Genomic DNA, 17,485 nt, shown 5'->3' with positions numbered 1-17,485 from the left:
CGCGCCCGGTTCGTCGGAAAAGCTGGTCAGGTGCGAGAACGCGCGTTCGATGCGCTTACGCGGGAAAGGTTGCGCGCACCGGTGGTACTTGACTGGTATTGAAGTGGTATAGTCCCGCACATGCTCGCCGCCGCCCGCCCGCTCGCCTACCTCGACCTGCGCGAAACGCTGCAGCGGCAGATCGAGAACGGCGCGCTGCCGCCCGGCCGGCCGCTGCCGGGCGAACGCGAACTGGCCGAGCGCCACGGCGTGTCGCGCGTGACCGTGCGCAAGGCCATCGCCGGCCTCGTCGCCGACGGCCTGCTGGTGCAGCGGCGCGGTTCGGGTACCTTCGTCGGCGCGCGCATCGAGCGCGCGTTCTCGCACCTGACCAGCTTTTCCGACGAACTGCGCGCGCGCGGCATCGAACCGGGCAGCCGCACGCTGTCGGGCGAGTCGGGAGCGGCGACACCGGACGAGGCGATGGCGCTGGGCCTCGCCCCCGGCGCGCGCGTGATCCGCCTGCGCCGGCTGCGCCTGGGCGGCGAGCAGCCGCTCGCGCTCGAGCGCAGCACGCTGCCGGCGTTCGCGCTGGCCTCCGCGGCCGGCGTGCGCGATTCGCTGTACGCCGCGCTCGACCGCCGCGGCCTGCGCCCGTGCCGCGCGCTGCAGCGCCTGCGCGCGGTCGCCTTCGACGCCGAGGCCGCCCGCCTGCTCGGCGTGAAGACCGGCAGCCCCGGGCTGCTGATCGAGCGGCGCGGCTTCCTCGCCGACGGCCGCGTGGTCGAGTTCACGCGATCCCACTACCGCGGCGACGCCTACGACTTCGTCGCCGAACTCCGGAGCGACTGACATGACCACCGCACCCGCGCGTACCGCCGAGGCGACGCGCATGTACCAGGAGGCGCACGAAGCCGGCGCCGCGATCGCGCGCCAGCTCGACGCCAATGCCGCCCTCGTGCGCGAGTTGGCCGCCGCGCTGCGCGCCGATCCGCCGCGCCTGGTCGCGACCGGCGCGCGCGGCAGCTCCGACAACGCGGCGACCTACGCGAAGTACCTGTTCGAGACGCGCCTGGGCGTGACCACGACCTCGGCCGCGCCCTCGGTGCAGTCGGTCTACGCCGCACACACCGATCTGCAAGGCGCGCTGTTCGTGGCGATCTCGCAGTCCGGCCGCAGCCCGGACCTGCTGCGCCAGGTCGAGGCCGCGCGGCGCGACGGCGCGCGCGTGGCCGCGCTGGTCAACGTCGAGGACTCGCCGCTGATGCAGCGGGCGGACTTCCCGATCCCGCTGCGTGCCGGTCCCGAGCGCAGCGTCGCCGCGACCAAGAGCTTCCTCTGCTCGCTCGCCGCGCTGCTGCACCTGGCCGCCGAATGGAAGCAGGACGACGCGCTGCGCGCCGCGCTCGCCGGCGTGCCCGCCGCACTCGAGGCGGCCTGGTCGGCGGACTGGTCCGATCTCGTCGACGGACTCGTATCGGCGCGCAGCCTGTTCGTGGTCGGCCGCGGAATCGGCCTCGCCGCGGCGCAGGAAGCCGCGCTGAAGCTGAAGGAAACCTGCGGCCTGCACGCGGAGGCGTTCAGCGCGGCCGAGGTGCAGCACGGCCCGATGGCGCTGGTCGAGCGCGACTTCCCGGTGCTGTTCTTCACACAGGACGACGACACGCGCGCGAGCACGCTGGAGATCGCGGCGAAGTTCCGCGCGCGCGGTGCGCGCGTGTGGGTCGCCGGCGGCGACGCCGAAGCGACGCTGCCGCTGCCGGCCGGACTCGATCCGGTCTGCGCGCCGCTGGTCGCCGTGCACCGCTTCTACGCGGCGGCGAGCGAGCTGGCGCTGCGCCGCGGCCGCGATCCGGACGCGCCGCCGCATCTGAACAAGGTCACCGAGACGACGTGATGAAGAAGGTGCTGCTGACCCACGCGCGCGTCCTGGCCGAAGACGGCCTGCGCGACGGCCTCGCCGTCCTGCTCGACGGCGGCCGCATCGAGGCCGTGCTCGAGGCCGGCGACGCGCGGCCGGAAGGAGCCCAGATCCACGACCTCGAAGGACGCACGCTGCTGCCCGGCTTCATCGACGTGCAGGTCAACGGCGGCGGCGACGCGCTGTTCAACGACGCGCCGACCGTGGAGACGATCCGCCGCATCGGCGCCGCGCACCGGCGCTACGGCACGACCGGTTTCCTGCCCACGCTGATCAGCGACGACGTCGAGGTCATGCGCGCGGCGATCGAGGCGACCGCGGCGGCGATCGACGCCGGCGTGCCCGGCGTGCTCGGCGTGCACCTGGAAGGCCCGTACATCGCGCCGGAGCGGCGCGGCGCGCACGACGCGGCCAAGTTCCGCGTGCCCGACGCGCGCGAGATCGACCTGGTCTGCTCGCTGCGCAACGGCGTGACCGTGCTGACCCTGGCGCCCGAGCGCGTCGCCCCGGAACAGGTGCGCGAATTCGTCGCGCGCGGCGTGATCGTCTGCCTCGGCCACAGCGCGGCGACCTACGAGCAGGCGCGCGCCGCGCTCGACGCCGGCGCGCGCGGCTTCACCCACCTGTACAACGCGATGTCGCCGCTGCAGGGCCGCGCGCCGGGCATGGTCGGCGCAGCGCTGGAGGATCGCCACAGCTGGTGCGGCCTGATTGCCGACGGCCACCACGTGCACGCCGCCGCGCTGCGCGTGGCGCTGGCGGCCAAGCCGCGCGGCAGGCTGCTGCTGGTCACCGACGCGATGCCGCCCGTCGGCGGCGCGCGCGACACCTACGCGCTGGCCGGCGAAACGATCACCTGCCGCGACGGCCGCTGCGAAAGCGCCGACGGCGTGCTCGCCGGCTCCGCGCTCGACATGGCCGCCGCCGTGCGCAATGCGGTGGCCACGCTCGGCATCGATCTCGCCGAGGCGGCGCGCATGGCGTCGACGTATCCGGCCGACTTCCTCGGCCTGGCGCACTCGCACGGGCGCATCGCCGCGGGCATGCGCGCGGATCTGGTCGAACTCGACGCGAGCCTCGACGTGCAGCGCAGCTGGATCAGCGGCGTCGCGTCGCCGTGAGCGATCGCGCCTACTCGCGCGTCGAGCCGACGCAGCGGCCGAGATCGAAGATCGCGTAGAGCAGCGCCTTCTCCTGCGGCGTGAGCTGGTCCGCCGGCGAGTGGCAGCCGCCCGACGGAAATCCGGGACTGCCGCTGGAGGATGAATCGGCCGGCGTGCCGTGCACGTCGGTGAACACGACGCGCCCGCACTGCTGCGCGGGCCCGGCTTCGACCGGCGTGGTGAACGAGAAATACTGCACGCTCGGTGTGCCGTTCGCGGTCTGCTCACGGTAGATCCAGCGTTTCGCCACGGCCGCGTCGATCCCGGTCACCGTGTGCTGCGCCTCCTGCACGACGAGTTCGCCCGGCGTCGCCGATGCGCCAACGGCGAACAGCCACTGCGCCAGGATGTCGCCCTGCGCGAAGCCCTGCTCGACGGTCGTGTCCAGCTCGCCGAGATCGGCCTGGAAATTCCAGGTCGCCAGCGCCGGCCACGGCGACGGCCCCGCCTGCAGCCAGTAGTTGTGCCAGTGTTCGGCGTAGAGGCGCCCGCCGGCGTCGGCGTAGCCCTTCATGGCGGCGAGCGCGTTCGGCGGCTTGGTCTGCGCGCCTTGCGAGCCTTCGCAGGACAGCAGCACCGAATCGTAGCCGGCCAGGCTGGCCGGACTGTCCCACAGCGCGGCCGGCGAGGCCGGGAACGCGGCCCCGCCGTGCGCGGCGTCGAAACGGTCGGCACCGCCGGCGCCGGCGAACAGGTGCACGCGGCCCGCCGCGCCGGCGACCGTGAACTCGGCGTCGTCGATGCCGCTCTTGCGCAGCAGGCACTCCATCGCGTCGGCGGCGCCGGTGGAAACGGCGATGCGCGGCAGGTCGCCTTCGGAGCGGTTGCGCGGCAGGCGCGTCGCCGCCGGGGCGACCGGCGTGTCGACGCAGGCGGCGACGTTCGGCACGACGATCTGGCGTCGCCACTTGCCGCTGAGCAGGACCAGCGGCACGTCGGCGGTGGCCGGCACGTTCTCCAGCGTGAAGCGGCCGTCGGCGGCGCTGAGCGTGGACACCAGCGGCGCGCCGGACGGCGGCGTGTCGCAGCGCGCGCACTGCACGCCGTCGGGCAAGGCTTCGAGCGGTGCGTTCGGCACGTACACGAGCACGTTGGGCAAGGGCAGCGTGCCGTTCGGCGCGTAGACGACGCCGCTGACCGACGTGGTCGCCCCGGCGCTGCACGGAACCTGGAAACAGGCCAGGCCCACGCAGGGATCGAAACCGTCGGAGAAGATGCGGTCTTCCTCGCCGGCACGGACGCCGCCGGCGGAGACGACGAGAGCGGCGAGAACCGCCGCCAAGGCGCAGTTGGAACGACGCATAGCCCACCCCCGCCAGCGTTGCCGCGGCAGTCTAGCGCGCGGCCGGTGCCGGCGCATCCGCCCGCCCCGGCGAGGCTTAAGCTTGGCCTAAGCCGGAGCCGCTACGCTGCCGGCCTTTCCTTTCGGCACGGACCATGCACGTACTGGTAGTCGAAGACGACGAACTGCTCGGCGCCGGCATGCGCGACGCGCTCGCGCGCTGGTCGCACACCAGCGTGTGGGTGCGCGACGGCGCGGCGGCGCTGGCGGCCGTGCGCGACGGCGCCTTCGATCTCGTCGTGCTCGACCTGGGCCTGCCGAAGATCGACGGCCTGGACGTGCTCAAGACGCTGCGGCAGCGGCGCATCGGCTTGCCGGTGCTGGTGGTGACCGCGCGCGACGCGACACCGCAGCGCGTGGAGGGGCTCGACGCCGGCGCCGACGACTACCTGGTCAAGCCGTTCCACCTTGACGAATTCGCCGCGCGCCTGCGCGCGCTGTACCGGCGCTCGCAGGGCCTGTCGCGCGAATCCATCGAGGCCGGCGCGCTGAGCCTGGACCCGCACACGCGCGAGGCGAGCTACGCCGGCCGCACGCTGGAACTGTCGCGCACCGAATTCCTGCTGCTGCGCGCGCTGGCCGAGCGCGCCGGCCGCGTCGCGCTGCGCGAGACGCTCGAGCGCGCGGTCTACGGCGACGACGGCGTGGAGAGCAACGCGCTCGAGGTGCACGTGCACGCGCTGCGCCGCAAGCTCGCGCCGGAGGCGATCCGCACCGTGCGCGGCCTCGGTTACCTGCTCGTGAAGGAGCCCTGATGTCTTCGCTCAAGGGGCGCATCACCGCGCTCGTGCTCGGCTGCCTCGCCGCGGTGCTGCTGCCGCTGGTCGCGCTCAGCTACCGCTTCACGATGGAGGAGATCGACGAACTGGGTGACGCGCGCCTGGCGCAGAACGCGCGCACGATCGCCGCGCTCGTCAGCGACGCCGGCACGCCGGCCGCGGACGCGCCGCTGACCGTCGAGGCGTGGCGGCGCGAGCACGGCCGGCAGCCGCTGACCGTGCGCGGGCATCCCTACGAGACGCAGATCGGCTTCCAGTACTGGAGCGGCGACAACCGTCCGCTGCTGCACTCGGAGAACTTCGCCGACGTGCCGCTCGACGCCGCGCCGGCCGGCTTCGCCGACATCCAGATCAGGAACCGTCACTGGCGCGTGTTCACCCTGCTCGTCGACGACCGCAACTGGGTGCGCGTGGGCGAGCGCTACGACAGCCGCCGCGAGATCGCGCGCGCGCTGGCGATCGAGGCGATCGCGCCGCTGCTGCTCGGCCTGCCGCTGCTGGCGCTGCTGGTCGGCTGGGCGGTGCGGCGCGGGCTCGCCCCGCTGCACGTGCTGGCCGGGCGCGTGGCGGCGCGGCGGCCGGACCAGAACGAGCCGATCGGCGGCTCGATCCTGCCGCGCGAGATCGAACCGCTGGTGGCGGCGATGAACGGCCTGTTCGGCCGCGCCGGCGCGCAGCTGCGACGCGAGCGCGAGTTCACCGCGAACGCCGCGCACGAGCTGCGCACGCCGCTCGCCGGCGCGCTGATGCAGCTGGAGAACGCGCGCGCCGCGGCCACGCCGGCCGAACGCGAACAGGCGCTGGGCCAGGCCGAACGCGGGCTGGCGCGGCTCGGACGCGTGGTCGGACAGATGCTCGAGCTGGCGCGCTGGGACGCCGCTCCCGCCGCGGCGTTCGAGCGCGTCGACCTGCGCCGCTGCCTCGAGGAGGAACTGGCCGACCTCGGCGCCGCGGCCGCCGACAAGGACCTGCAGATCATCGTGGAGGCCGATCCGCCGGCGCGTTTCGTCGACGGCTGGGAGCCGGGACTGCGCGTGCTGCTGCGCAACCTGCTCGACAACGCGGTGCGCTACGGCGAGCGCGGCGGCCGCGTCGAGATCGCCCTCGCCGCCACCAACGACGGACGCACACGGCTGAGCGTGCGCGACCACGGCCCCGGCATCGAGCCGGCGCTGCGGCGCAGCGTGCTGGAGCGCTTCCGCCGCGGCCAGCACGGCGAAGGCAGCGGCCTGGGCCTGGCGATCGCGGCACGCATCGCCGAACTGCACGGCGCGACGCTGGCGCTGGACGAAGCCGACGGCGGCGGCCTGCGCGTGGACGTTGCCTTTCCCGCCTCGCGCGGCTGACCCGGCCGCCCGCAAAAGCGCGACAATCGGCGGGCTGTCACTCGCGGGCGCGTTTGGGCGTATCTGGATTGGTGTCCGATGCGGAGACTCGCTCCCGCCCGGACCGGGGCCTGCCGAATCGCTGCGGGAGGCCCACGGCACAGGGACGTGCCACCCACGCGCGCTGGCCGCGCCCGATCGAGCGAAGACGGCGGGACCGTTCGATCCGGTCCCATCGACTCGAAGCATCGCCCCGGACGGCGGTTTTCGAGATTCCACTCCGGGAGAGAAGTCATGAGCAACGAGAAGAAGAGCCAGCCCAGTCCGGGCGGCTCCGGCGGCAACGGCAAGGGGGGCGCGGACGCGCCGAAGGATCCGTCCAAGGGCGGCGGCGGTCAGACGCCGGACGACGTCATCGGCAAGGGTCCGCCGACCGCCAACTGAGGCGGCCGCGCCGGCGTCACGATTCGTCGAGCAGCCGGCGCGCGGTCGGATACAGGTCCAGCTCGATCGCCGGCAGCGCGCGCAGCGCCTGCCGCGCGGCGGACAGGCGTTGCGCGTCGGCCGGCTGCGGCGGCGCGTGCCGCGCGCAGGCGGCGAGCAGGATCTCCGCCTGCGGGCGCCAGATCGGATTGACGTTGACCGAGGCGCCCAGCGTGTCCGCCGCCTTGCGCAGCAGCGGCGTCGCCTCGGCGCAGCGCCGCTGCCCGACCAGGAAATCGGCCAGCGGAATCTGCCAGCCGTGCACGGCGAAGCCGCCCGACGGCGCCAGTTCCTCGGCCAGCGCCAGCGCCGCGCGGTAGTGCGTCTCGGCCGACTTCGCATCGCCGAGCCGGTGCTCGGCCAGCGCGACCTCGCGCAGCGCCAGCGCGGTGCCGCGCGAGCGTTCGCCGGTCAGGCCGCGCTGCACGTCGAGCGCGCGCCGCACCAGTTCGAGCGCCTCCGGCACGCGTCCTTCCTGCTCCAGCGTGCGCGCGAGGTTGTGCAGGTTCTTCACGTCCACGCCCTGGCCGTTGTCCGGCCGCAGCTTGCCGACCAGGTCGCGCTGCAGCGTCTCGGCCTCGTCTGCGTGCCCGGCGTAGAACAGGCTGATGGCGAGGTTGTCCTCGACCGTGAGCGTGTCGGGATGCTCCGCACCGAGGCCGTCGCGGAAGCGGTCGAAGACCTCGCGGAACAGGCTCACCGCCTGCGCGTAGTCGCGCCGGTCCAGGTGCAGCACCGCCAGCGTGTTCATCGCCTCGGTCACCAGCCGGTGCGACTCGCCGAGCTTGCTGCGGAAGATCGCCAGCGCCGCCTGCGCCAGCGGCTCGGCGTCGGCGACGCGATAGGTCGCCTCGTACACCGAGGCCAGCGCGAGCTGGCTCTCGCCGACCAGCGGATGCACCGGCCCGAATATCTGGCGGCGGATCGCCAGCGCGCGCTGCAGCGCCTTCTCCGCCTCGGCGTAGTTGCCCAGCGCGGCGAGGTTGAGGCCGAGGTTGTGCAGCGAGGCGCCGACGTCGGGATCGGTCGCGCCCAGGCGCGCCTCGCGGATCGCCAGCGCGCGGCGGTACAGGCTGACCGCGTCCTGCATCTTGCCCAGCGTCTTCCGGTTGCCGGCGAAGTCGTCGAGGCTGTTGGCCGTCTCCACCGATTCCGGCCCGAAGCGGCGCTCGGCCGTCTCCAGCGCCTCGCGCAGCGGCGCGCTCGCCTCCTGGAACGCGCCGCGGTCCTGCAGCAGCTTGCCGACGCCGCCGAGGCTTTCGAGCAGGGCCGCGCCGTCGCGGTCGGCGTTCTCGCGGCGGCGTTCGAGCGCCTCGCGCAGCAGCGGTTCGGCGCGCGCGTAGTCGGCCTTGCGCGCGTAGATGCGGCCGAGCGCGTAGAGGCTCTCGGCGATGGCCGGATCGCGCGGCGCCAGCTGGCGGCGGCGGATATCGAGCGCCTGTTCGGCCAGCGGCTGGGCGCGGTCGTACAGGCCGAGCGCGGCATAGCTGGTCGCCACCGTATGCAGCAGGCGCGCGCGCAGCAGCGGCTGCTCGGACAGGGCCGAATGCAGGCGCGCCGCGCCCTGGTCGAGCAGGTCTTCGGCGGTGGCCGCGGCGCCGCGGCTGTGCGTGGGGTCGGAATCTTCGAACAGGCCGACCAGGAAGTGCGCGACCTCCTGCGCCGCCTGCGCCTCGCTGGCCTTCTCGCGCGCCTGCCAGGCGGCGACCGCGATCGCCGCGCTGAGCGCGGCCACGGCCAGCGCCGACATCGACGTCGCCAGCCAGTGCCGCGCGACGAACTTGCGCGCGCGGTACAGGCCGCTGTCGCGGTGCGCGGCGATCGGCAGCCCGGCGAGGAAGCGCTTGAGGTCCTCGGCGAGCGCGTCGACGGTGGCGTAGCGGCGGTCCGGCTCGCGCTTGAGCGCCTTCAGCACGATCGTGTCGAGATCGCCGCGCAGGCGTTGCGGCGGCACCGGCGCGCCGCTGCCGCGCAGCTGGCTCGGCGCGACCGGGCCGGTCGAATCGAGCACCTGGCGCAGCTGCTCCAGGCTCGGCTCGTCGTGCAGGCGGAACGGGCGCTGCCCGGTCAGCAGCTCGTACAGCAGGCAGCCGAGCGCGTAGACGTCGGTGGCGGTGCTGAGCGGTTCGCCGCGGATCTGCTCGGGCGCGGCGTAGGCCGGCGTGAGCGGGCGGTCGCGCGTCTGCGGCGCCGCGGCACCGTCGCCGCCGAGCAGCTTGGCGATGCCGAAGTCGAGCAGCTTGACGTCGCCGTTCGCGCCGACCAGCACGTTCGACGGCTTCAGGTCGCTGTGCACGACCAGTTGGCGATGCGCGAACTGCACCGCGGCGCAGACGCCGAAGAACAGGCGCAGGCGTTCGCCGAGGTCGCTGCCGTGCGCGGCGCAGTACTGCGGCAGCGGCATGCCGTCGACGTACTCCATGACGAAGTACGGGCGGCCGTCGGGGATCAGGCCACCGTCGAGCAGGCGCGCGATGTTGCGGTGCTCGAGACGGGCGAGGATCTGCCGCTCGCGCAGGAAGCGCGACAGCACCGCTTCGCTGTCCATGCCGCGCTTGATCAGCTTGAGCGCGGCGAGCTGCTCGAACTGGCCGTCGGCGCGCTCGACCAGAAACACCACGCCCATGCCGCCGCGGCCCAGTTCGCGCACGACCCGCCAGGAGCCGATCAGGCGCCCGTCGAACGAGGCGTTCCAGTCGACCCAGTCGGCGGCGGCGGCGCCGCGCAGGTCGTGCGCGTGGCGGTCGAAGGTGTCGCCGGTCGCGTCCGCCTCGAGCAGCGCCTCGACTTCGTGGCGCAGTTCGGCATCGCCGGCGCAGGCATGCTCGAGCAGCGCGGCGCGGCCGGCCGGCGCCAGCTCGACCGCGCGTTCAAAGATCGCCGTGATCTGCCGCCAGCGTGCGCCGTCCATCGCCCTGCTCGCCCGTCATGCCCAGTTGCTTCACGAGAAACGCGCGCGCGGCGCGCCAGCGCCGGAACACGGTGCGCACGTTGACGCCCTGCAGCTGCGCCACGTCGTCGAGGCCGATGCCGCCGAACACGTGCCACTCGACGATCTGCCCCATGCTCTCGTCCAGTTCCGACAGCCGCGCCAGCGCGGCATCGAGCGCGAGCACCTCGAACAGGTCGCCGCCCGGGTCGGCCTGGTTCAGGTCGAGGGTGACCGGTGCGAGATCGCCGCCGCGCTTCTGCCGGCCGCGGTTGCGCGCGTGGTCGACCAGCACCTGGCGCATCGCGCGTGCGGCCAGCGACAGGAAATGCGCGCGCGAGTAGCCCTTCGCCTCGCGCGAGGCGGCCAGCTTGAGCCAGGTTTCGTTGATCAGCGCGGTGGTGTCGAGGGTGGCCGGATTGCCGGCCTGGCGACGGCGGCTGCGCGCGATGCGGCGCAGTTCGTCGTAGACGAGCGCGAACAGCTGATCGGCCTGCCTGGGGCCGGTCTCGCTCGCCGGTGGTTCGGCCATGACGTTTCGCCCCGTGACGCATGCGCGATCCGACGTCGCGCCGAACGACTATAGCAGCCGCCGTCCCGGGCCGCTCGCGGCGGTCCGGGACGGGGTTTTCCGGCAGGTTTTCCCCGGAGCGCGCCGGCGCGGGAACCGCCGCCGACGCGCTCCGACGGAAGCGAAGGCTTACTTCGCTTCCTTCTCCATCAGCTTGTCGACCAGGTTCGCCGGCACTTCGGCGTAGTGGTCGAACGTCATCGAGAAGTTGCCGCGGCCGCTCGTGGCCGAACGCAGGAAGTTGATGTAGCCGAACATCTCCGCCAGCGGCACGAAGCCCTTCACGAACGCCTGCGGACCGCGCTGGCCCTGCTCGCTGACCGAGCCGCGGCGACGGTTCATGTCGCCGATGATGTCGCCGAGATAGTCCGGCTCGGTGACCACTTCCAGGCTCATGATCGGCTCGAGCAGCTTCGGCCGGCTCATCTTGTGCGCTTCGCGGAACATCTGCTTGCCGGCGATCTCGAACGCCAGCGCGGACGAGTCGACGTCGTGGTACTTGCCGTCGATCAGGCGCGCCTTGAAGTCGACCACTTCGTAGCCGGCGATCTGGCCCTGCTGCGATTCGCTCTTGATGGCGAACTCGACCGCCGGGATGTATTCGCGCGGGATGCGGCCGCCGACGATTTCATCGACGAACTGCACGCCCGAACCGGCTTCGCCCGGCTCGAAGATCATCTTCACTTCGGCGAACTGGCCCGAACCGCCGGACTGCTTCTTGTGCGTGTAGGTGTGCTCGACGCGGTTGCCGAACGCCTCGCGGAAGCTGACCTTCGGCTTGCCCATGTTCGCTTCCACACCCAGCTCGGTGCGCATGCGGTCGATGGTGATTTCCAGATGCAGCTCGCCCATGCCCTTGAGCACGGTCTCGCCGGTTTCCTTGTCCACTTCCAGCCTCAGCGACGGGTCGGCCTTGACCATCTTGTAGAGCGCGGTCGACATCTTGTCGATGTCGTTGCGCGACTTCGGCTCGACCGACACGCTGATGACCGGATCGGGGAAGCGCATGCGCTCCAGCAGCACCGGCGAGTTCGGATCGGTCAGCGTGTCGCCGGTCTCGGTTTCCTTCATCGAGACGAACGCGCAGATGTCGCCGGCGCGGACTTCGTCGATTTCCTTGGTCGCGTTCGCCTGCACCTCGACGATGCGGCCGATGCGCTCCTTCTTGCCGCGCGTGACGTTGAGCAGCGTGTCGCCCTTCTTGATCACGCCGGAGTAGATGCGCGTGAAGGTCAGCGTGCCGAACTGGTCGTTGATGACCTTGAACGCCAGCGCGCGCGCCGGCGCGTCGTCGGTGACTTCCTGCTCGCCGATGACGTTGCCGTCCTCGTCGACCATCGAGATGCCGCCGTTCTCGCCCGGATACGGCATGTAGTCGACCACGCCGTCGAGCAGGTGCTGCACGCCCTTGTTGCGGTAGGACGAGCCGCAGAACACCGGCACCAGCTTGCCGGCGACGCAGCCCTTGCGGATGCACGCCTTGAGCGTTTCCAGCGAGGGCGTCTCGCCGCCGAGGTAGGCTTCCATCGCCGCGTCGTCCATCTCCACCGCGGCTTCGATGCTCGCTTCGCGCAGCGCAGCCAGGTTGGCGACCCACTCCTTGTCGGCGGTGGTGGTGAAGACCTGCACTTTCGGATGGCTGGCGATCTGGTCGAGCGGGATCGTCTCCCACTTGCTGTCCTTGTCGTCGCCGAGCCAGATGTAGCCGCAGTTGGCGATCAGGTCGGCGATGCCGATGAAGTCGTCGTGGCTGCCCAGCGGCACTTCGCAGATGACCGCGTTCGCGCCGAGGCGGTTGCGGATGCCGTCGACGGCGTTCTTGAAGTTCGCGCCGATGCGGTCCATCTTGTTGATGTAGCACATGCGCGGCACGTTGTACTGGTCGGCCAGGCGCCAGTTCGTCTCGGTCTGCGGCTCCACGCCGGCGACGCCGTCGAACACCACGACCGCACCGTCGAGCACGCGCAGCGAGCGGTTCACCTCGATGGTGAAGTCGACGTGTCCGGGCGTGTCGATGACGTTGATCTGGTGGCCCTTCCACTCCGCGGAGACGGCGGCCGACTGGATCGTGATGCCGCGCTTGCGCTCCTGCTCCATGTAGTCGGTGGTGGTCGAGCCCTTGCCGTCCTTGGTGTCGTGCACGTCGACGATCTGGTGCTTCTTGCCCGTGTAGTACAGGATGCGTTCGGTCGTCGTCGTCTTGCCCGCGTCGATGTGCGCGATGATGCCGATGTTGCGGTAGAGCTTGAGTTCCTTCTGCCTTGCCATGGATGCAGCCTCTAGGAATGTGTCGGGGTTCGGAAGCGCCCGGACGCCGCCGCCGCGCTTCATCGGGCGAGTGGAATTCACGACGACGGACGCCGCGCCGCGCGCATTGCGCCCGGTGCCAGCGTCCGTGTCGTCGAAGCCGCGAACCGGCGCGCCGCCGACGTTCGCAGGACGTTGCGCTGCGACGAAGAAGGCGTGATGACGCGCCGACGGCCAGTCCGCCGAAAGAGGCCGGACGTTCGAGCCTGCCTGATTGGGCGGCGGATTCTACACGATCGGCCGCGTAAACGCGGCCCGGCAGGTGCGAGCGGTTCGAGTTCGGCCCCGGCGGGGCCGTTCAGCGCCGTTCCGACGCCGAGCGCGAGGGAGGCGGTCCGGCCCTGGAGGCAGGTCCGGCCAGGTACGGCGCCCGCCACGCGATCACCGCCGTCGCCACCAGGCGCAACCCGTCTCCGACCGAGAAGTAGCCCGTCGGGTCCGTGTACGTCATCGGGTTGTTCAGCACGTAGCTGTAGCGGTTCAGGCTCTGGCTGTTGAGCGGGTCCTGCACTATCGGATCGGCCTGCAGGACCCGCCCAGACCGGGGTCGTACAGCCGACCGCCCATGTGGATCACGCCGAACGCGTCCACCTGCTCGTGGCCCGTGTAACCGTGGCGCGTGCTCGCGTCCAGCTCCTGCAGCACGCCCGACCACCAGGGCGGCGTGCCCCCGCCCGTCGGGTCGCGTCGCGCCCCGAACGGATCGAAACTCATCGACGCGCTGTCGTTCAGCGGCTGACCCCAGTCCGACAGCACCGCCGACGTCGAACCCTGTGCATCCGTCAGGAAGTACTGACGCTCGATCCGGTAGTTCTGCTCGCCGAACACGCTGGCCGACCGCACCGCCCACCGGCAGGAAGTTCAAATCCCAAACCGAACATTTTATAGCTCAAGAAAAATGCATATCGCTTAGATATTTAAAATTTTTACGAGTAATAATATTAAGAACATCCATCGCGAAAAAAAATACTTCGCAAACAGTTAGCTCGGCACCCATTGACAGTCCGCCCACTTAATTCGCCGGGGAAGAAAATATTCCGTACATTAGCCAGTTAATAGATTCTTTTGGGTCAGCAAGAATCTTCTCTGGCATGTCCTTGAAACGGGAATTTGAAATTCTAGCCTCCCCCGGCACTCTTAACTCGTCCCAAAGGATCGGCCCCAGCCAAGAAGTACTTTCACACTCAGCGGAAACATACCCCGAAAACGCCTCTAATGTGGAGAACATGACGTAGCGATACTGCTCTTCGCTTATTGGCCATGTTGGAAAAAAGACCTGCCGCCCATCTTTCTTTTGCTGCCGCCAAGCCTTTTTTACTCCTTTAGCAAAATTTGACCTATTTAATTTTATTGAAATTCTTCGTGTTTCCCCCATGGATTCCCGGACCCCCCCCCCTTCCTTCTTCCATCCCTGAAGCAAAGAATTCCATTCTGCGTAGCATTTCCTCTGCTCATAAAAATAATTCTCAGATATCACATCTGATTCGCTTTCTTTTTTTTCTTTAAGAAAATTCTTAGCCTGAATTGATTGAGACAGGCATCCCACCAAGAGAATGCATGCCGCCATAGACAGTATTTCTCTCCAATAGTTCATAGCTCACTTCCTGGAAAACCGTTTTTCTCATAGAATTTTCTTAATCCATCAAATCCTTTGGATTTATAATCCCTCGGAAGACTCTTCAGCGCACCCTTGAGCTGCGCATCTGTTAGAGATCTGACCTGCCCAACACTGTTAACCAGATAAGTTGGCTGCGATTTCCCCCACACCATGGAGAAATCCACGGCGGAGAAAAACAATTGCGAATCAAAGTGACCATGCATCCAAGCCTGCACCGACAGACCAGCCGCCCTATATGCTTGAAGAAGGGCTGTCGGGTCTACACGCACTGCACCTACCGGCCCCCAGCCGGGAGTGAGGTAACTCCAGTTGCCCTCACTGATGCGACTAAGTCCAAGCTGGAGCTCTTGACGTCGACGCACTCCTTCTTCGCCATACGCGGCTCCAGCCGCTTTAGCAGCTGCATTTTGTGTTTCAAAACCCTGCGCTTCGATTTTCACTGAAGAGGGAACCTCAATTGGCGAAACATCCGTCACATCGGACGAGCCAGTTTCAAATTTTTCTGCTACGCGTCCAAACGCATAACTAAACGCCGCCGACATCGCCCCATTGGCGAACTTTCCGCCACCGGCCGCCGAGGCCGTGCCGCCCACGATCGCCACCAGGAAGCCCTGGCCCACCGAATTGGACGCCACCCGGCCAGCCACCGGCGTCAGCGCGCTGCCCAGGCCCGCCGAGGCGAACCCCGCCCCGAAACGACCGCCCTGCATCGTCGACAACACGCCGCCTGCCACACCCGACGTCAGCGCCCGTACCGCGTAGCCGCTCGTCGACAGGCGGCCGCTCTCATACAGCGCGCCGCTGCCTTCCGCCGGAAGGCTCGCCCCGATGCCGCCGAAGACCGCTCCGCTCACCGCTCCGTTGACTGCCCCCTTCAGGTTGCCCGTCTGCACCGCACCTGCCGCAAAACCGCTGATCGCGCCCGCTGCCACGGCGCCTCCGAAGCCGCCGCCCAGGTACGAGGCCAGGTACGGTGCGTACCACGCGATCACCGCCGTCGCCACCAGGCGCAACCCGTCTCCGACCGAGAAGTAGCCCGTCGGGTCCGTGTACGTCATCGGGTTGTTCAGCACGTAGCTGTAGCGGTTCAGGCTCTGACTGTTGAGCGGGTCCTGCACTATCGGATCGGCCTGCAGGAACCGCCCCAGACCGGGGTCGTACAGCCGACCGCCCATGTGGATCACGCCGAACGCGTCCACCTGCTCGTGGCCCGTGTAGCCGTGGCGCGTGCTCGCGTCCAGCTCCTGCAGCACGCCCGACCACCAAGGCGGCGTGCCCCCGCCCGTCGGGTCGCGTCGCGCCCCGAACGGATCGAAACTCATCGATGCGCTGTCGTTCAGCGGCTGACCCCAGTCCGACAGCACCGCCGACGTCGAACCCTGCGCATCCGTCAGGAAGTACTGACGCTCGATCCGGTAGTTCTGCTCGCCGAACACGTTGGCCGTCTGCACCACCAGCACCGGCCCCACGTAGCGGCGCACCTCCACCCGCGCCACCGAGCCGGATATCCAGTGCACCTCCGCCGATCCGACGTAGTGCAGCACGTCCAGCGTCGAGGTCACCGTCGCGTTCGCGTAGTTCAGGCGGCTAGGTTTTGAATACTACACCGCCCGCCGGACAAATCTCAGAAAAAGCAACCACCTAAGCACATTAATTTCGGAAGAATTAAATCGGCGCCGGCGCGAAGTCAAAGTCCGCGCCAGGCGAGAAACCGGGCGGCACGCAAATGGCCATGGAGATGACGCCCGGATCAACGAGGCCCAATAGGCAAACGGCGCATTAATATATTTGCTTTATATCCATAAATTAAATTTTATTGTTATAATATTTTTTCTCCTGCTTTTCTTGAAACTCTAACAGTAACAAGAAAAACAAAGCTTACAATATAAAAAAAGATACCGGCAATTATCAGTGGAGTTACACCAGATTTATATTTTATATACTCATCAGTAAAACGGAAATACAGCAAGAATTCCAAAATTAAAACCGTGACCACAAGAACAACCAACCTAGTACTGCATGTTAGAACATTGTCCGTCTTTGAACTTATTGAATCTATAGAAAAAGCCATCGCTGCGCACATTGCGATGAAATATGCAATCTCCGGCCATGAGCTTGAGCTTTTATTTAAATAATCCCTAGCGACCCACGAAATAAAAAATATCGCGACCCCCGAAACGATCGATAAAATTATCCTCATTTCAATCCCCCTTTATTGCTTTTCCACCAGGATTGAGACCGATTATAGAACGATATGTGATGTTGGGGATGGCAAGTAACGCGGATGGGGCACTGACCCTTCCGGCTCGCAATGTCTGATTCACCAAGTCAGCGCAATTGTTTGAGCAGAAATCGTATTTGGAATCGTAATTGCTTCTTGCAAAATCAAGCATATCTATATCTTGAGATATACTCGTCTCAATTAGATATTGTCGACTGTATCTTATCGCGGTTTCACTTGCCTCAAACTCAGACAATGAAGAGAAATGCGAAATGACATTGTTGTCGCCCCCCTCCTTGGCAGCGTAAATCCATCCGCCGCTATCGTCCCCACCTATAAGCAGGGCATTGTGCCCCATCGACATGCCAACAATTCTTGCGCCATTAGGGTCATTTAGAACCACTGCATGTGCGACTGAATATTTTGGATCGAGCGCGGCCGCTTTTTCCATTCTTTGGCTGGCTACTCGATTCGCGACCTCACCAAACGCATAACTAAACGCCGCCGACATCGCCCCATTGGCGAACTTTCCGCCACCGGCCGCCGAGGCCGTGCCGCCCACGATCGCCACCAGGAAGCCCTGGCCCACCGAATTGGACGCCACCCGGCCAGCCACCGGCGTCAGCGCGCTGCCCAGGCCCGCCGAGGCGAACCCCGCCCCGAAACGACCGCCCTGCATCGTCGACAGCACGCCGCCCGCCACACCCGACGTCAGCGCCCGTACCGCGTAGCCGCCCGTCGACAGGCGGCCGCTCTCGTACAGGGCGCCGCTGCCTTCCGTCGGAAGGCTCGCCCCGATGCCGCCGAAGACCGCTCCGCTCACCGCTCCGTTGACTGCCCCCTTCAG

15 protein-coding genes are annotated in these 17,485 nt (G+C 68.2%); 6 read left to right on the top strand and 9 right to left on the bottom strand.

The window, feature by feature from the left end; all coding sequences use genetic code 11:
* Positions 1-120 precede the first annotated feature (120 nt).
* Genes ACFO6Q_RS04725 through nagA form a run of 3 tightly spaced genes read left to right on the top strand, consistent with a single transcriptional unit; the run spans position 121 to position 3,021 of the window.
* Entirely contained in the window at positions 121-831 is a 711-nt protein-coding gene (locus ACFO6Q_RS04725) for a GntR family transcriptional regulator (protein ID WP_380019398.1), read from the top strand.
* Position 832: 1 nt separating this feature from the next.
* Complete coding sequence (locus ACFO6Q_RS04720) at positions 833-1,876, top strand: SIS domain-containing protein (RefSeq protein WP_380019397.1); 1,044 nt, start codon at positions 833-835, stop codon at positions 1,874-1,876.
* Positions 1,876-3,021 carry an N-acetylglucosamine-6-phosphate deacetylase gene (nagA, locus tag ACFO6Q_RS04715; RefSeq protein WP_380019396.1) on the top strand — a complete coding sequence of 382 codons (1,146 nt, stop codon included), beginning with the start codon at positions 1,876-1,878 and terminating at the stop codon, positions 3,019-3,021. Before ACFO6Q_RS04720 ends, nagA begins: the two co-directional genes overlap by 1 nt.
* A 10-nt stretch (positions 3,022-3,031) precedes the next feature.
* Here the strand turns inward: nagA and ACFO6Q_RS04710 are convergent, their stop codons facing one another.
* Positions 3,032-4,366, bottom strand: coding sequence for a hypothetical protein (locus ACFO6Q_RS04710; protein ID WP_380019395.1), 1,335 nt, complete (start codon positions 4,364-4,366; stop codon positions 3,032-3,034).
* A gap of 134 nt (positions 4,367-4,500) precedes the next feature.
* Between ACFO6Q_RS04710 and ACFO6Q_RS04705 the strand changes: the two genes are divergently transcribed.
* The 3 genes from ACFO6Q_RS04705 to ACFO6Q_RS04695 all read left to right on the top strand — a co-directional run bounded on the left by ACFO6Q_RS04705 (position 4,501) and on the right by ACFO6Q_RS04695 (position 6,953).
* Positions 4,501-5,160 carry a response regulator gene (locus ACFO6Q_RS04705; protein ID WP_380019394.1) on the top strand — a complete coding sequence of 220 codons (660 nt, stop codon included), beginning with the start codon at positions 4,501-4,503 and terminating at the stop codon, positions 5,158-5,160.
* A complete protein-coding gene (locus ACFO6Q_RS04700; protein WP_380019393.1) occupies positions 5,160-6,530 on the top strand; it encodes an ATP-binding protein in 1,371 nt (456 codons plus the stop codon). The genes ACFO6Q_RS04705 and ACFO6Q_RS04700 overlap by 1 nt, the downstream gene beginning before the upstream one ends.
* Before the next feature lie 273 nt (positions 6,531-6,803).
* On the top strand, positions 6,804-6,953 hold the full coding sequence (locus ACFO6Q_RS04695; protein ID WP_380019392.1) for a hypothetical protein: 150 nt from the start codon (positions 6,804-6,806) through the stop codon (positions 6,951-6,953).
* Positions 6,954-6,969: 16 nt separating this feature from the next.
* Here the strand turns inward: ACFO6Q_RS04695 and ACFO6Q_RS04690 are convergent, their stop codons facing one another.
* The 8 genes from ACFO6Q_RS04690 to ACFO6Q_RS04655 form a co-directional block, all read right to left on the bottom strand.
* Entirely contained in the window at positions 6,970-9,903 is a 2,934-nt protein-coding gene (locus ACFO6Q_RS04690; protein ID WP_380019391.1) for a tetratricopeptide repeat protein, read from the bottom strand.
* Entirely contained in the window at positions 9,863-10,453 is a 591-nt protein-coding gene (locus ACFO6Q_RS04685) for an ECF-type sigma factor (protein WP_380019389.1), read from the bottom strand. Before ACFO6Q_RS04685 ends, ACFO6Q_RS04690 begins: the two co-directional genes overlap by 41 nt.
* Before the next feature lie 168 nt (positions 10,454-10,621).
* Positions 10,622-12,760, bottom strand: coding sequence for an elongation factor G (gene fusA, locus ACFO6Q_RS04680; RefSeq protein WP_380019388.1), 2,139 nt, complete (start codon positions 12,758-12,760; stop codon positions 10,622-10,624).
* Positions 12,761-13,097: 337 nt separating this feature from the next.
* Positions 13,098-13,310: an RHS repeat-associated core domain-containing protein gene (locus ACFO6Q_RS04675; RefSeq protein WP_380019387.1), complete on the bottom strand. Its 213-nt coding sequence runs from the start codon at positions 13,308-13,310 to the stop codon at positions 13,098-13,100.
* Entirely contained in the window at positions 13,310-13,627 is a 318-nt protein-coding gene (locus ACFO6Q_RS04670) for a hypothetical protein (protein ID WP_380019386.1), read from the bottom strand. The genes ACFO6Q_RS04675 and ACFO6Q_RS04670 overlap by 1 nt, the downstream gene beginning before the upstream one ends.
* A gap of 184 nt (positions 13,628-13,811) precedes the next feature.
* Positions 13,812-14,393: a hypothetical protein gene (locus ACFO6Q_RS04665; protein ID WP_380019385.1), complete on the bottom strand. Its 582-nt coding sequence runs from the start codon at positions 14,391-14,393 to the stop codon at positions 13,812-13,814.
* Complete coding sequence (locus ACFO6Q_RS04660; RefSeq protein ID WP_380019384.1) at positions 14,390-15,979, bottom strand: RHS repeat-associated core domain-containing protein; 1,590 nt, start codon at positions 15,977-15,979, stop codon at positions 14,390-14,392. Before ACFO6Q_RS04660 ends, ACFO6Q_RS04665 begins: the two co-directional genes overlap by 4 nt.
* A gap of 639 nt (positions 15,980-16,618) precedes the next feature.
* Positions 16,619-17,485: hypothetical protein (locus ACFO6Q_RS04655; RefSeq protein ID WP_380019383.1), on the bottom strand; the 867-nt coding region annotated here is incomplete at its 5' end.

It is taken from the genome of Dokdonella ginsengisoli (assembly GCF_042652785.1).
Classification (GTDB): Bacteria; Pseudomonadota; Gammaproteobacteria; order Xanthomonadales; family Rhodanobacteraceae; genus Dokdonella_A; species Dokdonella_A ginsengisoli.
The sequence above is the reverse complement of the archived record's forward strand: the minus strand, read 5'-3'. Positions and strand labels throughout refer to the sequence as shown.

Bases quoted from the DNA above. Each gene is read 5' to 3' on its own strand.
- ACFO6Q_RS04725 (WP_380019398.1), top strand. From the start codon at position 121: ATGCTCGCCGCCGCCCGCCCGCTCGCCTACCTCGACCTGCGCGAAACG.
- ACFO6Q_RS04720 (WP_380019397.1), top strand. From the start codon at position 833: ATGACCACCGCACCCGCGCGTACCGCCGAGGCGACGCGCATGTACCAG.
- nagA (WP_380019396.1), top strand. From the start codon at position 1,876: ATGAAGAAGGTGCTGCTGACCCACGCGCGCGTCCTGGCCGAAGACGGC.
- ACFO6Q_RS04710 (WP_380019395.1), bottom strand. From the start codon at position 4,366: ATGCGTCGTTCCAACTGCGCCTTGGCGGCGGTTCTCGCCGCTCTCGTC.
- ACFO6Q_RS04705 (WP_380019394.1), top strand. From the start codon at position 4,501: ATGCACGTACTGGTAGTCGAAGACGACGAACTGCTCGGCGCCGGCATG.
- ACFO6Q_RS04700 (WP_380019393.1), top strand. From the start codon at position 5,160: ATGTCTTCGCTCAAGGGGCGCATCACCGCGCTCGTGCTCGGCTGCCTC.
- ACFO6Q_RS04695 (WP_380019392.1), top strand. From the start codon at position 6,804: ATGAGCAACGAGAAGAAGAGCCAGCCCAGTCCGGGCGGCTCCGGCGGC.
- ACFO6Q_RS04690 (WP_380019391.1), bottom strand. From the start codon at position 9,903: ATGGACGGCGCACGCTGGCGGCAGATCACGGCGATCTTTGAACGCGCG.
- ACFO6Q_RS04685 (WP_380019389.1), bottom strand. From the start codon at position 10,453: ATGGCCGAACCACCGGCGAGCGAGACCGGCCCCAGGCAGGCCGATCAG.
- fusA (WP_380019388.1), bottom strand. From the start codon at position 12,760: ATGGCAAGGCAGAAGGAACTCAAGCTCTACCGCAACATCGGCATCATC.
- ACFO6Q_RS04665 (WP_380019385.1), bottom strand. From the start codon at position 14,393: ATGAACTATTGGAGAGAAATACTGTCTATGGCGGCATGCATTCTCTTG.